Source organism: Acinetobacter sp. YH16038 (assembly GCF_013417275.1).
Lineage (GTDB): Bacteria > Pseudomonadota > Gammaproteobacteria > Pseudomonadales > Moraxellaceae > Acinetobacter.
On record NZ_VPEG01000012.1, the window covers coordinates 1 to 16,451 of the forward strand.

17 protein-coding genes, 1 tRNA gene and 1 pseudogene are annotated in these 16,451 nt (G+C 42.5%); 10 read left to right on the plus strand and 9 right to left on the minus strand.

Going from position 1 to position 16,451, the window contains the following annotated elements:
* Positions 1–265: 265 nt before the first annotated feature.
* The 3 genes from FTV34_RS07020 to FTV34_RS07030 all read left to right on the plus strand — a co-directional run bounded on the left by FTV34_RS07020 (position 266) and on the right by FTV34_RS07030 (position 4,298).
* A complete protein-coding gene (locus FTV34_RS07020) occupies positions 266–736 on the plus strand; it encodes a DUF3015 family protein (RefSeq protein WP_004782788.1) in 471 nt (156 codons plus the stop codon).
* Positions 737–809: 73 nt separating this feature from the next.
* The gene (locus tag FTV34_RS07025) at positions 810–2,696 is read left to right on the plus strand and encodes a DUF4105 domain-containing protein (protein ID WP_180069584.1); all 1,887 of its coding nucleotides are present in this window, start codon (positions 810–812) and stop codon (positions 2,694–2,696) included.
* 204 nt (positions 2,697–2,900) lie between these two features.
* Complete coding sequence (locus FTV34_RS07030; RefSeq protein WP_180069586.1) at positions 2,901–4,298, plus strand: diguanylate cyclase; 1,398 nt, start codon at positions 2,901–2,903, stop codon at positions 4,296–4,298.
* Here FTV34_RS07030 and FTV34_RS07035 read toward each other — a convergent pair.
* From FTV34_RS07035 to FTV34_RS07050, 4 genes are all read right to left on the minus strand, one after another.
* Positions 4,295–4,849: a DUF4385 domain-containing protein gene (locus FTV34_RS07035; protein WP_159124405.1), complete on the minus strand. Its 555-nt coding sequence runs from the start codon at positions 4,847–4,849 to the stop codon at positions 4,295–4,297. The two genes, FTV34_RS07030 and FTV34_RS07035, sit on opposite strands and share 4 nt — an antisense overlap.
* Before the next feature lie 267 nt (positions 4,850–5,116).
* A complete protein-coding gene (locus FTV34_RS07040; RefSeq protein ID WP_159124404.1) occupies positions 5,117–5,476 on the minus strand; it encodes a cupin domain-containing protein in 360 nt (119 codons plus the stop codon).
* A gap of 64 nt (positions 5,477–5,540) precedes the next feature.
* On the minus strand, positions 5,541–6,089 hold the full coding sequence (gene folE, locus FTV34_RS07045) for a GTP cyclohydrolase I FolE (RefSeq protein WP_171064799.1): 549 nt from the start codon (positions 6,087–6,089) through the stop codon (positions 5,541–5,543).
* Between the two features lie 93 nt (positions 6,090–6,182).
* Positions 6,183–6,866, minus strand: coding sequence for a Smr/MutS family protein (locus tag FTV34_RS07050; RefSeq protein WP_034590020.1), 684 nt, complete (start codon positions 6,864–6,866; stop codon positions 6,183–6,185).
* Positions 6,867–7,118: 252 nt separating this feature from the next.
* On the opposite strand from FTV34_RS07050, the gene FTV34_RS07055 reads away from it, so the two are divergent.
* Entirely contained in the window at positions 7,119–7,559 is a 441-nt protein-coding gene (locus FTV34_RS07055) for a GFA family protein (RefSeq protein WP_159124403.1), read from the plus strand.
* Positions 7,560–7,627: 68 nt separating this feature from the next.
* On the opposite strand, the gene trpC is transcribed toward FTV34_RS07055, so the two are convergent.
* Genes trpC through FTV34_RS07070 form a run of 3 tightly spaced genes read right to left on the minus strand, consistent with a single transcriptional unit; the run spans position 7,628 to position 10,103 of the window.
* The gene (trpC, locus tag FTV34_RS07060) at positions 7,628–8,434 is read right to left on the minus strand and encodes an indole-3-glycerol phosphate synthase TrpC (protein WP_180069589.1); all 807 of its coding nucleotides are present in this window, start codon (positions 8,432–8,434) and stop codon (positions 7,628–7,630) included.
* Between the two features lie 20 nt (positions 8,435–8,454).
* Positions 8,455–9,501, minus strand: coding sequence for an anthranilate phosphoribosyltransferase (gene trpD, locus FTV34_RS07065; protein WP_180069592.1), 1,047 nt, complete (start codon positions 9,499–9,501; stop codon positions 8,455–8,457).
* Between the two features lie 17 nt (positions 9,502–9,518).
* Positions 9,519–10,103, minus strand: coding sequence for an aminodeoxychorismate/anthranilate synthase component II (locus tag FTV34_RS07070; protein ID WP_004782771.1), 585 nt, complete (start codon positions 10,101–10,103; stop codon positions 9,519–9,521).
* A gap of 807 nt (positions 10,104–10,910) precedes the next feature.
* Here FTV34_RS07070 and glnA point away from each other — a divergent pair.
* The 6 genes and pseudogenes from glnA (at position 10,911) to FTV34_RS07100 (ending at position 15,816) form a co-directional block, all read left to right on the plus strand.
* Complete coding sequence (glnA, locus tag FTV34_RS07075) at positions 10,911–12,326, plus strand: type I glutamate--ammonia ligase (RefSeq protein ID WP_171064793.1); 1,416 nt, start codon at positions 10,911–10,913, stop codon at positions 12,324–12,326.
* 86 nt (positions 12,327–12,412) lie between these two features.
* On the plus strand, positions 12,413–12,688 hold the full coding sequence (locus FTV34_RS07080) for a hypothetical protein (RefSeq protein WP_004782767.1): 276 nt from the start codon (positions 12,413–12,415) through the stop codon (positions 12,686–12,688).
* Positions 12,689–12,743: 55 nt separating this feature from the next.
* A complete protein-coding gene (locus FTV34_RS07085) occupies positions 12,744–13,202 on the plus strand; it encodes a chorismate lyase (RefSeq protein ID WP_180069601.1) in 459 nt (152 codons plus the stop codon).
* Positions 13,203–13,208: 6 nt separating this feature from the next.
* A complete protein-coding gene (gene ubiA / locus FTV34_RS07090) occupies positions 13,209–14,087 on the plus strand; it encodes a 4-hydroxybenzoate octaprenyltransferase (RefSeq protein ID WP_180069596.1) in 879 nt (292 codons plus the stop codon).
* A gap of 106 nt (positions 14,088–14,193) precedes the next feature.
* Positions 14,194–15,444: pseudogene (locus FTV34_RS07095) on the plus strand (alpha/beta hydrolase family protein).
* Positions 15,445–15,555: 111 nt separating this feature from the next.
* Positions 15,556–15,816: a hypothetical protein gene (locus FTV34_RS07100; protein ID WP_034702851.1), complete on the plus strand. Its 261-nt coding sequence runs from the start codon at positions 15,556–15,558 to the stop codon at positions 15,814–15,816.
* A gap of 5 nt (positions 15,817–15,821) precedes the next feature.
* On the opposite strand, the gene FTV34_RS07105 is transcribed toward FTV34_RS07100, so the two are convergent.
* Positions 15,822–16,265, minus strand: a complete 444-nt coding sequence (locus tag FTV34_RS07105; protein ID WP_180069599.1) for a DUF2726 domain-containing protein — start codon at positions 16,263–16,265, stop codon at positions 15,822–15,824.
* Positions 16,266–16,329: 64 nt separating this feature from the next.
* Positions 16,330–16,405, minus strand: a tRNA-Asn gene (locus tag FTV34_RS07110).
* Between the last annotated feature and the right edge of the window lie 46 nt (positions 16,406–16,451).

The window sequence follows — 16,451 nt, forward strand, 5'->3', positions numbered from 1 at the left end:
GACTGTCTGCTAGGGAGAGTTGCCCTGTTTGTTTCCATGCCATAGTCGTGTTTTTTGCTAGGTGATTGATTTTATTGTATTATACCAATTTAATGAACTTTTGTGTGTTTATTCGTGCAAAGGTTTCTTCTGTTTATCTTTATGTAAATCAGACAGTTTTTTCATTGCGCCAAATTAGACTTCCCGCTACTCTCCTGAATGTGTAATGAAGATTACATCATTAGCGTAATAACAAAAGATGCATGAGAATAACCGGAGAATAAGTATGTTAAAAAAGATTATGCTCGCTGTGGTATTGGCAACGGGTTCTGGTATGGCGATGGCGGATAGAGATGTAGGTTGTGGTATTGGTAGCCAGGTATGGGCAGGCCAGTCAGGCATTATTCCTAAGCTGCTTGCAGGTACAACAAACGTCCTGTTTACTAACCAGTGGCTGGGTATTACTTTCGGTACTTTAGGATGTAGCCAGGGCGGTACAGTAACGGCTCAAGTCGTGACTTTTACCAATGAAAATGCTGAGGCATTGGCACGTGATATGGCCGTAGGTGAAGGTGAAAGCCTGAATGTACTGGCTGAACTGCTAAATATCAAGGCAGAAGACAAAGCACGTTTCTTCACTGTATCTAAGCAGAATTTCTCTGAAATCTATTCAGAAGAAAACCAGAATACTTTACAAGTGTTAAGTACTCTACAAACAGTCATGGCTAAAGATGAAGTATTAAAAGCTTATATCTAAGTATCGCTGTAAAAACCCTGCTGTCCTGGCAGGGTTTTCTTATAAATAAAAACTGAAAAGAACCGTTGACTGAATGAAATATGCTTTTTTGCTCCCAGCCTTGCTGTGGAGTCCCCTAAGTTTTGCATCCGAAATTTCTCCAGATATTCAAGCTTATCTAGAACAAGCCACACAAAAAAAATTGCACCAGACCGCGACCTGGAAGCGTTTGATGTATGCCAATGCTGAAGGAAAAAGTGAAGTCAGCTATCCTGGTTATTTTCTGGCAAAGCAGGGCAAGACAGATCTGCAACTTGAATTGGAGCAAAATATACAAGCATTGTTTGAGCCCGCAGAACCCAATCAGTCTGTACGATGTAAATTCCCGGCACGTAGTCAGTGGTTAATGCAACAGCTGAATATTTCTGAACAGCAATTGCCTGAAGCGAGTTGCCCGGATTTTGAGCGCTGGATGAATGAAGTCAAGCCTTATCAAGCGACCCTGATTTATGCCACCGATTATATGGGTAATCCCAGCTCCATGTTTGGTCATACTTTGCTGCGTCTGGATCCCAAAGACCAGCAGCAACTGAATCTGGTTTCTTATGCAGTCAATTATGCTGCCACAGTTGACAGTAATGATAACTGGTCCTTTGCCTGGAAAGGGCTGACCGGACAATATCCGGGGGAATATTCCTTGATGCCGTATTACCGCAAAGTCAAGGAATATGGTGACTTTGAAAGCCGTGATTTATGGGAATATGAACTTAATCTGACGCCTGAAGAAACCGGATTTCTGGTGAAGCATCTCTGGGAAATGCAACTGGTAAGTTTCCCTTATTATTTCATTAATGATAACTGTGCTTATCGTCTACTAGGGCTTTTTGATCTGGTGCGTCCTGAACTGAACTTGCAGCAGCAATTCGATACCGCCGCGATTCCGGTCGAAACTTTAAAAGTTGTGGAACAGCAGGGACTGATCAGGAAAAAGATTTACCGTCCGGCACTGGAAACTCAATTACTGGCTCAAGCCCGGCAACATGGCAAATCCTTGGCAAAAACTGCGCATCAGGTAGCGTATGCAGAAACCTCTGAAATGGAAACCATGCTGCACAATTATCCGGCTGAAGACCAAGCCAAGATTCTGGAAATGGCCTATGACCATTTATATCTGGATTTTCTTCGTCAAGAAGTTGATGAATCTTTTGCCCAGCCGCGCTTTCGCAAATTATTGGGCCTAAGAAGTCAGTTGGCGATAGACAAACAGCGTCAGCAGCCAGAGCGTCCAAAAATAGATCCGGTTCAAAGCCATCATGCCCGAAATATCGTTCTTGAAACTGGGCAAGTACAGGGTGAGACTTTTGTGCAGTTGGGGCATCGTCAGGCTTATCACGACCTCATGGATCCGCAAGGCGGGCTGCGTACAGGAACCCAATTATTATTCCTTGATGGTGCATTGCAGTATCGTGATGACCGCGTGAAGCTGGAGCATCTGGATCTACTTACAGTAAATTCCTATAACCCAATTAATGCGTTTAAAGCGCCGTTATCTTGGGGTTTTAGTCTGGGCTGGAAACAGGAAGCACTGGATCAGCATGGCCAGTTTAGTACCGAGCAACAGCATGGTGTAGCCAATTTTCAGGTTCAGGGTGGCTATAGCTGGGCAAATGAAGCACGTGAACATCTCTGCTATGTGCAGCTACAAAATCATGTGCAGGCCGGAAAAGCGCTAGACAAAGGATGGCGTATCGGTATAGGGCCAACGGTGGGTTGCCAGAATATCTGGACAGATCAGATCAATAGTCTGGTACAGGTGGAACTGCCGTATTGGGAAGACTCCCATCAGTGGCAACTGAAATTGAAAAGCCAGTTACAATATGCATGGAATACACAAAATGCCATTCGGGCGGGCTGGGAATATCAGCAACAGGAATCGAAAGACTGGGAAAAATGGAGTCTGGGCTTAGTCCATTATTTTTAATTTGGCTAACATAACATCGAATATTGAGTAAATTAATTTTATAGATCAAATGACTTGTATTTGAATGTTTAAAATAAATTTATGTTCGGAGACTTCTACCGATATTATCAAAGATTGTATTCAATAATTGGGTTAAAATGCCTGAATATTGTTGTATTTGTCACATAATATCACTGCGAATCGCAAAGTATCGGGAAAAGTTATATGAATAATGAGTGTATGGCTATGCTGGCGGAGCAGTGGAAGCAAATCTGTCAAAATTATTCATCAGATGATTTGCTACACGCATTTCAGTTTATTCAAGACCACTCTTTGGTACTGGTAGAAGAATTCTATAAAAATATGCTTCTGGAAGAAGAAGCATCTCAGTATTTTACTGATGAGCTGATTCAGCAGCGTTTACGCGATACTTTACATCAATGGCTTTCAGAAAGTTTTAGTGTAGCGCTGAATAAGCGTTATGCAGAGGCTGTGCAAAAACAGAATATCGTTGGACATGTGCATGCACGCGTCGGGATTCCATCCTGGCTGATTATGCGCGGTGTACGAGAAATTCAGCGCAAAATGTTTGAATTGCTAAGTTTAAATCCGCAGCCGAACATGCTTACTACCTGTAGTTATATTGTACAAATCATGGGATTTGCCACAGAAATTATGTGTCATTCCTATGAGGCGAAATCCGTCCAGAATCAGGAAATGAAGCACAGTTACCGGGTATTTTCTGCAATGCAAGATGTCGCGGTACAAAAAGATAAACAGCGCAGTTCATTGCTGGATTGGGAAAATGAGCTGATGTTCAAGGTCTTTTCTGGAACTACAGGCATTAGACATCAAATGCTGTCCAAGTCAGAATTTGGCTTATGGTTTATTCATAAGGCGTCTTATGCCTTTACCGGTTCTGATCAGGTCGATTTAATTATCGAGCGAATTTATCAGATCGATACGCTGAATCAGGCAGTGCTGGAATGTACTGAAAAAGATCAGATGCTGAATCTGATTCAAAGTATTCGTGACTTAAACCGTGAAATACAGCACTTGGTCGATCAATTATTCCAGGTTGCAGATTACATCGAATCTGGAAATGACTCTCTAACCCAGTTATTGAATCGCCGTTATTTAAATACCATTATTTCACGTGAAATCAATTTCTCTCGTGATAACCAGACACCATTATCCTTGCTAGCGATTGATGCCGACTTCTTCAAAGCCATTAATGATAAATATGGTCATGCAGCCGGCGATCTGGCTTTAAAATTTATTGCTGATGCCTTACAGAAATATATTCAGGGCAGTGACTACGCCTTCCGTGTCGGTGGGGAAGAATTCCTGCTGCTGCTGGTCGATTCCGATGAAAGACGCGCGCTGAACATTGCTGAAAATATCCGTAAATATGTAGAGCATGGCCTGATCAGTACGGCTCAAGGACAGCAATTTAGACTCACGGTTAGTATCGGCTGTGCGTTATTTGATGGTCACCCAGATTACCAAAGATTCCTGGATGCCGCAGATGCTGCACTGTATATGGCTAAAAATACAGGGCGTAACCGGGTCTATCTGGCGCAACCTTCTCAAATTCAGGGCACACAAAAAGCGTCTGTCTAATTTAAAATTTGCTGCTGAATCGCAGCCTGAAATTGCTGTTTTTGCCGCACATATTCGGGATGGACTTTGGCTTTATCCCATTTTTGTTTAAATATTTTCGCTGCAGCAGCTTTAACCGGATCTTCAGAACTGCGCGGCAATTCCTCACGCCCATGCGCACCACTTAAACCCTTTTTATCATCTGGAACCGGACCATCGTATTTTTTGCCGCCTTTATGATTGGCATAACGTCGGGCGCGGGTATAACCCATTTGTAAAAACTTGCGTGCCATATCGGCCCCGACGAAATCTTCATGTTTTAAATATTCTAGAAACAGGGCATAAATTTTTTCACTACTGGCTTGGGCTTTTTCCGCATCTGCAAAACGCCAGTGGGGCAGAATTTCCGACTTATAAGGTTCTACTAAAAGCACGCCTTGCTCACCGCGTCCAATCCGGTATAAGTCTGGACGTTTACGGAAATCAATTTTTTTAAAATCTAGACTATAGTCAAAACTATTTGAATGAACACGTGAAGGGCGTTTAGGCGGATCAGGCTGTTTTCTACTCATGGCTGTTTCCAGAATTTATACACTTGGATCATGCAGCCTTCTAAACAAAAGATCTGTATTTAAACATGGCAGGAAATGTAGTCAGGAAATTAATTATGCAGCATCAATTTGTTTATTTTTAAAACTAGGGAAGTTAAGTTAATGAGACAACTTTTTGAAAAGAATGTAGGGATAAAATTTTAAGAAATTGAATGAATACGTAGAAAAGTTAAGGAATTGATTGCAAAATTCCTTAACTGATGAAGATATTGAATTCGTACTTATCTTTTAACTTTCTACCACGACATAATATTTTTTAACGGCTTCAACCACTTCAAAAGTGCCAATAAAACCGGGTGGAATAATGCCGGCTTCACCTGCTTTGATTTCAACAAAGGATTGTCTTTGAGCATCATGTAAACGGACGATCCCTTCGATTACCTGAAAGAATTCCTGTTTATTCTCGGCAAATACGATATTCCACGCACCCACTTCACATTGCCAGATTCCGCAATCCATATTGGGATGTTGATAGGCACTCTGAGTCAGGCGTTTAGGATTGCCTTTAACCAGCCGGTCTGGCCGTGGATAATCGATACTTTCTTCAGCCTGGCCTAAACCTTGACCCGCAATCCAAATAGATGACATTTTCGTAACCTCACCGTGTAAAAAAGCCCCAATATCAATTGAGGCTTTCATGTATGAATCTATATTAATAACTTTCTGGTACAGCGCCTAAAAACTCACGGCGGACTTCTTTATCGGTTTTAAAGTCACCGATAAATGACACCGTACGCGTCGTCGATTCCTGTTTGCCAACACCACGCATCATCATACACATATGTGCTGAATCAATCATCACAGCCACACCACGTGCATTGGTGACTTCAGCAACCGCTTCTGCGATTTGCTGGGTCAGATTTTCCTGAATCTGCAAACGACGGGCAAACATTTCAGTAATTCGGGCAAATTTAGACAGCCCCAATACCTTGCCTTCAGGTAAATAGGCAATATGTACACGGCCATAAAATGGCAATAAATGGTGTTCGCAGAGTGAATAAAATTCGATATTTTTCACTAAAACCATTTCACGGTTATCTGATGGAAAAACCGCACTATTGGTCACTTCTTCCAGAGTCTGGCTATAACCTGAGGTTAAATACGAAAACGCTTTCGCAGCACGCACGGGCGTATCTTTGAGACCAGGGCGATTGAGATCTTCACCAACGGCAGTAAGAATGTTTGCGTAAGATTGCTGCATAGTCATATGACGTATTCACTTAAACTGAGAATGAACAAGGACGGCATTGTAGCAGAAATCTTTTACAATGCCTTATTTTGGGGGTAAATCCGCTTACTGTTTAAACTTTGGATTTTTTTCTGCACGTTTTAGCAAAACTAAAACTGCGCCAGTGCCACCCTGTTTTTCAGGCGCACTGACAAAGGCCAGAACATCACGGTGCTGACGTAACCAGCCGTTGACATAAGTTTTTAAAATCGCTTCCGGCCCTTTGCCATGTACGATCTTGATCACGTTCTGGTTTTCATCTTTGGCGATCTGGATAATCTGAAGCACAGCCTGACGTGCCTCTTCGACCGTACAACCATGCAGGTCGACAGCTTCGAACCAGCGCAGATTGCCTGCTTTTAAATCTTCAAAAACCTTATGCTGCAAGGTCGCAATGCGGTAGCTTAAGCTCGCTTGACTGCCAACCGGATTGAGCATGGCTTGAGTATCAGACAGGACGGTTTCATCGGTATGCATGGGGCCTTCGGCAGCAGCACGCTTGGCCAAAGTTTGCGCATCGACTTTTTTCTTGGGAGATTTTTCTATTTTCGCAATATTGCCGGCATCAATTTTTTGTACGCCTTGCATCTGCTTGCGAAATAGATCGAGGTCTTCCTCCTGTTCCTGCTCCGCTGTTTTCACGACAGGGGCAACAGGTTCAGCCTTAGGCTGAGGATGACTAATTTGCTTTTTAAGATCTTTGAGTAAATTGTACTGATCTTTAGAAAGCGAAGAATCGTGTTTGCTCATAATCTGGAAACGGGGGAGATACTGAATTTGGTAAATTATAGTCTTAAATGACTGAAAGGAGAAATGAATTGCACTAAATACAACATATCCCAAACCCAGCATTAATTTCTCAATAGTTTTCTAAGATTGTATAGCTTGATGAACTTTAAATAGAAAATAATTCATGAATATTCTCCTTTTATCATCTTAACAGTTGCCTCGATGGAACATCTCTCTTTAAATATAAATCAATCAAACCTGGAAAATAAAAAAATGAGTTATTCAGGCAGTTGTTTGTGTGGCGATGTCCAGTTCAAAGTAAATACGAATATTCAGGCCATGTATCATTGTCACTGCAGTTTATGTCGTAAACAGAGTGGTACGGCCGCAAATGCAGCAACTTTAGTTCATCAGCAATATTTTGAATGGACCTCAGAACAGACTTCAATTTCCTGCTATCAAAAAGAGACCGGATTTCGTTCTCATTTTTGTCAACACTGTGGCTCGCCTGTACCGAATCAGGTAGGTACAATTGCATTGATCTGGATTCCTTTAGGGCTTCTGGATCAAGCACCCAAAATTCAGCACAGACTGAGTTTTTGTCTGAACTCGAAGGTGGATTGGGCAGATGAAATCAAGGCGGATGAGTCCTATTCTGAACTGCCAGAATTTGAAAAATTAATCTCTTATTTTGATCATTCAACTCAGTATTAAATGAATTTGGTTAATAGAAATAAAAAAAAGCCCCATGCTGAGATGGGGCTTTTTTTATACTTAATATTTTAAACCGATTCAGGCTCACCGAATAAATCACGGAAAGCATGATCTGGGCGTGGCTGTTTCATGAAACTTTCACCGACCAGGAAAGCATGAATATCATGTTCCTGCATCATCGCAACATCAGCAGGGGTTGCGATACCGCTTTCAGTGACCAGCAGGCGTGAAGGATCCAGTAATCTTTTTAAACGTAGTGATGTATTCAGGTCGACATCAAAAGTTTTTAAATTACGGTTGTTCACACCCAGCAGACAACGATCAGAAAGTTTTAAAGCACGTCCTAATTCTTCTTCATCATGCACTTCAACCAGTACATCCAGATTATGCTCAAATGCGGTTTTAGACATTTCCTCTAACTGCTGATCAGACAGACAGGCCACGATCAGCAAGATACAGTCTGCATGTAGTGCACGCGCTTCAATCACGCCATAAGGATCGATCAGGAAGTCTTTACGCAACGCAGGCAAGTCACAGTGCGAACGGGCGATCTGAATATTTTCATCAGCACCCTGGAAAAAATCCACATCAGTCAGCACAGATAAGCAGGCAGCGCCGGCATCCTGATATTGCGCTGCAATTTCTGCAGGATTAAAGTTTTCACGAATCACGCCTTTAGATGGAGAAGCCTTTTTAATTTCAGCGATTACACCCGGGCGTTTAGACATCAAAGATTGAGCAAAACCACGTACAGATGTCGCAGCTTGTGCCAGTTCTTCTACATCCTTATAGCTTTTCTGCTTCAGACGAATAGCGAACTCTTCTTTCTTACGATCAACAATTTTACCCAAAATTGTATTTGCGATATCAACCATGATTCAAATTCCTGACCGTATTAAGCTTCGTATTGTTTGATGGTTTTGGTGAATTCAGACAGCACGCTCATTTTTTCCAGCGCCTGACCACCATAAATAATATCGTGTGCCAATGCCACACCTTGCTTATAGCTTGAAGTCAGGCCTGATACATAAATACCAGCACCGGCATTTAGGGCAATCATATTGGCGGCCTTATAGCCGATTTCAGATTTCTTCTTGCCTAAGGCATCTTTAATCAGAGCCAGACTTTCTGCTGAACTTTCAATAATTAAGCCAGTTAAGGTTTGCGATTCAATGTCGACCTGTTCAGGGATGATTTCCCATTCAATGATTTCACCGTTTTTCAGCTCAGCCACATGAGTTGAAGAAGCCAGACTGATTTCATCTAAACCATCACGTGAATGTACGACCATCACATGTTCAGCACCGAGCTGTTTCATGACTTCAGCGATTGGACGGCAAAGTTCATTGGAAAATACCCCGATGACCAAACGTTTTACGCCGGCCGGATTCGTAAGCGGGCCGAGCAGGTTGAAAATACTGCGAATACCCAGTTCTTTACGTGGACCAATCGCATATTTCATGGCTTTGTGATGGTTTGGCGCGAACAGGAAGCCAACACCGATATCACGGATACAGCGTTCGGTTTGCTGCATATTTAAGTCTAGATTAATGCCTGCCTGTTCCAACAGGTCAGAAGAGCCTGATTTAGTGGAAACACCACGGTTACCATGTTTGGCAATCGTTGCACCAGCTGCTGCAATTACAAAGGCTGAAGCGGTAGATACGTTAAACAGGTTTTGTCCATCACCGCCTGTACCGACGATATCCACCAGATGAGGAACATCACTGACATCGATTTTGGTTGCTAGTTCACGCATGACACGTGCTGCAGCGGTAATCTCGTCAATACTTTCGCCTTTCAGGCGTAGACCCATGAGTAGAGCACCGATCTGGGCATCGGTTGCTTCGCCAGACATGATGGTACGCATCACGTCTTCCATTTGTTCCTGAGTCAGGTGAATGTTTTTAGTAATATTACTTAAAGCTTGTTGAATATTCATGACTTGCGTTTTGCTCATTATGCGTAAATTTCAAGAAAGTTTTTAAAGATCTGATGACCATGCTGGCTCAGGATTGATTCCGGATGGAACTGCACACCTTCAATCGGTAGTGTCTTATGTTTAATCCCCATGATTTCTTCCATAGAGCCATCTTCTTCATTGGTCCAGCAGGTCACTTCCAGGCATTCTGGTAAAGTGGCCTGATCAATCACCAGCGAGTGGTAACGCGTTGCAGAGAAAGGATTCGGCAGGTTGCTAAAAATGCCTTTGTCGCTGTGATACATATCAGACAAGCGACCATGCATGACGCGTTTGGCACGAATAATATCGCCGCCAAAAGCCTGACCAATACTTTGATGTCCCAGACAAACACCGAGCAGGGGAATCTTGCCGCCAAAATGCTGAATGGCAGGAATCGAAATTCCCGCTTCACTTGGCGAACATGGACCAGGACCAATGACCAGATACTTGGGTTGCCATCGCTCAATATCCTCCAATGTCACGGCATCATTGCGGACTACTTTTACTTCTTGATTCAGTTCGCCAAAATACTGGACGATGTTATAAGTAAAGGAGTCATAGTTGTCGATCATTAGAAGCATGAGCTTAACCTATTGAAATTATTGCACTTAACTGTGCTAAAGTGATCCAGATTGAGCTTTATCGGGACTTGTTGCAAGTCTAGGGAATACACGACTAAATCGTTGATTTCATTGTGTGAAAATAAAGCACGCCTCATCATAGCAAAAAATAGCCACATCGGGCGCAATAATTTTTCAATTTTCAGCCTGGTGATTAGCTCACAGCCTTTTAAATATTTTAAATGTGCGTATAAGTAATTAACTGACGAAAAGTAAGTTTAAATAAATATTGCAGTTATTATTTTTTTAAATTAAAAATAAATAGGTTTTAAATTATTAAAGTTATGATGCTGAAAAAAACATCATTTGAATAATAATGCATGGGATAAATCAAACAATAAGATCGACAATTTGAATAAAAGTGACTCAAAATAGTGAACTTTTTAAGTACATAAACCTACAGATCACGCTTTGTAACTGATAAAAATTAACCAGAATTAAACGAAATTGAATATTTTTTAAACTAAATTAGCATAAAAACGCAAATCCTCACTGAAAAGTGCTCCTATTCTTACCTAATATGAAATCATCGCACTATTTAGGTGCGCTAAAAAAATACCTGCAACAAATCTCAGGAAGAATGCTTGAATATAGTGCATTTAGTTTAAGTCACAGTATAATAGCGACAAGGTATTTTTATCTTCCTATGTTTTCTTATAAAGATTTCAAGATTTTAGATATACTTTTAAAAGTTGGTACGCTAATTGCTTAATAGATACCAACTTCTAACACGCACTTTGCGAGTGCAACAAAAAACATCGGAGCAAAATGAGCATGGCGAACAAGGTCCTTCAACTCATACAAGAAAGTGGCGCGAAATGGGTCGATTTTCGCTTTACTGATACCAAGGGTAAAGAACAGCACGTTACTTATCCAGCAGACAGTATTGATGAAGATACGTTTGAAGACGGCAAAATGTTTGACGGTTCTTCAATCGCAGGTTGGAAAGGCATCGAAGCATCGGACATGATCTTACGTCCAGATGCAGAAACAGGTTTCATCGACCCGTTCTTTGCAGAGCCAACTGTTGTTGTGACTTGTGACGTTATCGAACCATCAACTGGTCAAGGTTATGAACGTGACCCACGTTCGATTGCTCGCCGTGCAGAAGAATACCTGAAATCTACAGGTATCGGTGATACTGCATTCTTCGGTCCAGAACCAGAATTCTTCGTATTTGACGAAGTGAAATGGGACATCGACATGTCTGGCGCGCGCCACACATTGATCGCTGAAGAAGCTGCTTGGTCTACTGGTAAAGATTACGAAGCAGGTAACTCAGGTCACCGTCCACGTGTTAAAGGTGGTTATTTCCCAGTTCCTCCTGTTGATTCTCATCAAGATATGCGTGCAGACATGTGTGCAAAAATTGAAGAAATCATGGGCCCAGGTCGTGTAGAAGTGCATCACCACGAAGTTGCATCTTGCCAGTTAGAAATTGGCGTGAGCTTCAACACAATGGTTCGTAAAGCTGACGAAGTACAACAGTTCAAATATGCTGTTTGGAACGTTGCGCACCAATACGCTAAAACTGCAACCTTTATGCCTAAACCAATGGTAGGCGACAACGGTTCTGGTATGCACGTTCACATGTCGATCTCTAAAGATGGCAAGAACCTGTTTGCTGGTGATGAATATGCAGGCCTTTCAGAAATGGCATTGTACTTCATCGGTGGTGTGATCAAACATGCTCGTTCATTGAATGCGATCACTAACCCATCTACAAACTCATACAAACGTTTGGTACCTCACTTCGAAGCACCGATTATGCTTGCTTACTCAGCGCGTAACCGTTCAGCTTCTATCCGTATTCCTTATGTTTCTAGCCCTAAAGGCAAACGTATCGAAGCACGTTTCCCTGATCCAATGATGAACCCGTACCTAGGTTTCGCTGCATTGTTGATGGCGGGTATCGACGGTATCCAAAACAAAATTCACCCAGGTGAAGCTGCTGACAAGAACCTGTACGATCTTCCTCCTGAAGAAGAAGCGAAAATCCCTACAGTGGCACACAGCCTTGAAATGGCACTTGAATCTCTTAAAGAAGATCATGACTACCTGCTTAAAGGTGGCGTGTTTACTAAAGAAATGCTTGATGCTTATATCGAACTTAAGACTGAAGATGTACGTCGTCTGAACACGACTACTCACCCAGTTGAATTCGACATGTACTACAGTCTGTAATTCTGATCTGAATTTCACTGTAAAAAAGACCCGCCTTTGTGCGGGTTTTTTTGTATGATGCTGTTATTGATCAAAGATATGAAGTTATGGCACAACGTAAAAGACATACCGGCTTTTTTCCCTGGATTGATCCTCAGGATCATAGTAAAGGCTTTAAACTGAATTTTTCTGAAGTGACCTATGTAGAAGTTGCGCGTACATCTGAAGGTTATAAGCAGGTCGAGTTTGTGGCATTACGTCATCCTGAGCTGGCTTTGGACTATGACTACCCACAAAGTTTTTATCTCACCACAGATGGCATGATTTTGAAAAAGCTGCCAAATGGAAAATATGAAGTGATTGCCAAGACAGATAATGCCTAATCGTGAAGTTGATAACGTTGTGAGTGTAAAATTTAAAAATCCGCATGGACAGCAGATGCCTACAGCACTTCGAGAGTGGCTGTATGCCTCAGGATCATTGACGCAGCAATTAACGGATCTGGCTAGTGGTCAGTTCCGGGTAGAGCCACAGCAGGAGCATTTTCAGCGTCTGGAATTTGTAGATTCCCGTTGGATGCAGATGCCACATCAGCATACGTCCTGGGTGCGAGAAAGTTATTTATATGGCTGTGAAGAGCAGCCTTGGGTCAAAGCAAAAAGTATATTTCCGATATTAAGCTTGCAAAAACGTGCGCGGATTTTTCAGCATATTGGATCGAAGCCGATTGGCTGGCTATTATTCCAGCGGACCAATCCAAACTGTGAACGACGTGTGATTTATCTGGAAGAGGGTTGGACCCGTCAGAGCTGCTATACTTGGCATGGTTGTAAATTTATCGTACAAGAAACATTTTTACCGGCATTTGAACACTTTATACAAAATCAACAGGCTTAACTTGATATGGCAACTGCACAAGCAATTACCTGGCGTGAACGTCTGAGCGCCTATTATTATCTTTGTCGTTTTGATAAGCCAATTGGCACAGAGCTGGTCTTTTGGCCGACCATGTGGGCGCTATGGGTCGCAGCAAAAGGTGTTCCTGATCTCAGTATTCTGGTGCTGATGATTCTAGGTGTAATTTTTATGCGTGCAGCGGGCTGTGCCATTAATGACTTTGCCGACCGTAAAGTGGATGCGCATGTCGAGCGTACCAAAACCCGTCCCTTAGCCACCGGTATTATTAGTGCTAAAGAAGCAGTGATGGTCTTTCTGGTGCTCGTCGCAGCCAGTGCCTGCCTGTTATTTTTCCTGCCGATTGAAACCTTTTACTGGTCATTTGGCGCGTTATTTTTAGCGTTCATTTATCCATTTATGAAACGCTATACCCATTTGCCGCAGGTATTTTTGGGAGCTGCGTTTTCCTGGTCCATTCCTATGGCCTATACCGCAGTCGGGCAGACACCGGACTTAACCTGCTGGCTTCTCTATTTTGGCAATCTGGCCTGGACCGTGGCCTATGACACGCAATATGCGATTACTGATCGTGAATATGATTTGAAGATTGGGGTAAAATCCACAGCCATTTTATTCGGTCAGCATGATATTCAGATCATTAGTACCTTACAGGCTCTAAGTCTGGTCTTGATTGGCTCGGCGTTATGGATTGAGGATTTGCTTGTTCCATTTGGCCTGATGGGTCTGCTCGCAGTCGCAATTGATTTTATTTACCAATGGTCAAAAACTCGAGATAAGGACCCGCAGCGCTGTTTCTGGGCCTTCCGGCATAACCGTTGGGTGGGGCTGATGATTTTCCTTGGAATCTTTGCCGCGCTTCTGTAACTGCACCTTGTCGATTCATAACAAAAGCATCCTATAAGGGTGCTTTTTTTTATGCTTAATTCAAGATTCTTCATGAAAATCATAAACAACAATAAGGGATTAGAATATGAATAATGTAGTGAAAAACGGTTTCAAAAAAACCTGTCTGGCACTGGTATGTTCCATGTCATTGTTTATGACTGCGTGTAATGACGATGATAATGATTCGTTCCGACCACAGGAAAGGGTATTTTTAAGTCAACAGTCTTATGATGAGGATACCTTGCCTGAAGCATCGGATATTTAAGTCATACGCTATAATATGCCAAACGTAAATGGTGAACGGGCTGAAGCGACAGCCATGGTGTTTTATCCAAATATACCTCAACCTCAAGACGGATGGAGGGTGGTGGTTTGGGAACATGGCACGGTGGGTAGCGGTGATTCTTGTGCACCAAGTAATAACCAGCTGAATAATAATTTTAGAGGATTGGCCAGCAGCTTGCTTGCACAGGGATATGTGATTGTTGCACCCGATTATGAAGGATTAGGTACTCGGGGGATCCATCCTTATTTAAATTTAAAAAGTGCGGCACAATCGGCTATCTATGCAGTAAGAGCCTTTAAAGAACAACAAGGAAATCGATTTAATGGTGCTTGGGTTTCAGTGGGACAATCCCAGGGAGGACACGCATCACTTGCCACAGCCCAGTTTGCCGATGAAGATCCAAATTATAAGGCAGCAGTGGCAGCAGCTCCGGCCTCAAGTCTGGGTTATATTATCAGTGAAGTAGCACCGCAAGCGCTTAGTGCTTTGGTTGAGGCTGGACAAGATAATGCTGCGAAAGCGGTCTATGCAGAATTACTGGCATATGCGGCTTATGTGGCTGTAGGGATTAAAGCTTATGAACCAGGCTTTAACTATCGCAATATATTTTCAAGCCGTGCAGGGATTGTAGCTGAAAAGGCGGAAGGCACGACTGGAGAAAATGGACTTTGTTTAGGGCCATTGATTACTGAATATATACAAGATATTGATGATTATTTGGTGAATAATCCAGAAAAAACGGTCGTGGACTATCCGGGATTAGTAGAAAACTTCCAGAATAATTCGTCGGTTGAAAAGTTCCTAGAGAATAATCAGCCAGCAACTGAAAAAATTAATGTTCCTGTGATGATCATTCAAGGTACTGCAGATAGGGCTGTTCCGTATCCAGTGACAAATACATTACAACAAGGCTTGAAAGATATGGGAACCACAGTGACTTTTGTAGAGGTAGAGAATGCTTCACATACCGAGGCTATTGTAGAAAGCAGAACTCAGCTGCTGACCTTCATCAATACCTATATGCCTTCAGGTATTTCTGTCAATCCTTAATCCTAAAAGGAGCTTCGGCTCCTTTTTTATTCCTTGTGATGCTAGGCCTTGAGCAATCATTTAAGTTTGTTATAGTGGCTTAAGATTATAGGTTATCAGTGTAGGCTCGTTATGTCGGAACAGACAAAACCCCGCAGTATCAAAAAACTGCTTATCTTTGGAACCTTGGCTTTGTGTGTTCCGATTTTTTTAGTGACGATGGCATTTTTGGCTGTTAATAGTGATGCAAAAAATCAGGAAAAATATAAACAGCAACAGGCTGACATGATTGCCCGGATTGAAGCACGCGAAGCGGCTGAAAAATCAAAGGCAGAGCAGGAGACTCAAGCAACTCAAGCTGCTTCCGAAGCTGAAACAAATTCCTCTCATTAAACTATTTATCTCAAATCTCTTTGTAGCTGCCGGATCGTTGGGATTTCAATGTAGCGGACGACCGTATAGCCGGCAGCAATCAGCATCGCATCGCGTTCTGCATCTTCCTGTTCCTTGCCAATATGGGTGGGGTCATCCAATTCTATAATCGCCACCACATTATATTCCCGGTCCATCACCACAAAATCGGTCACCTTGCGGTTGAACTTGCTGCGCATTTTCATATTGTCATGCGTAATCAAAGCACTAAATGCGACCTGTGCCAGAATGTGATGGTGTGGAAAAGCATCTTTCAGGCGAGTAAACATCTTGCTTTCGAAAGCTGTAATGACACGCTTGGGATAGAATTTCTTCTGGCGGGTAAACAGATGGGGGAAGAGCAGGCAAATTAAGGCAAAGCTTGCCAGACAGCCAATCACAAAGAATATAAACTGACTCAAATCAAACACGGATCATAAAAGAGAAAAGAATAAAAAAAACCCACTTCGTAATGAGTGGGTTCTTTCGGAATCTTGGCTCTCCCACCTGGGCTCGAACCAGGGACCTGCGGATTAACAGTCCGTCGCTCTACCGACTGAGCTATGGGAGAATAGATTGGCTCTCCAACCTGGGCTCGAACCAGGGACCTGCGGATT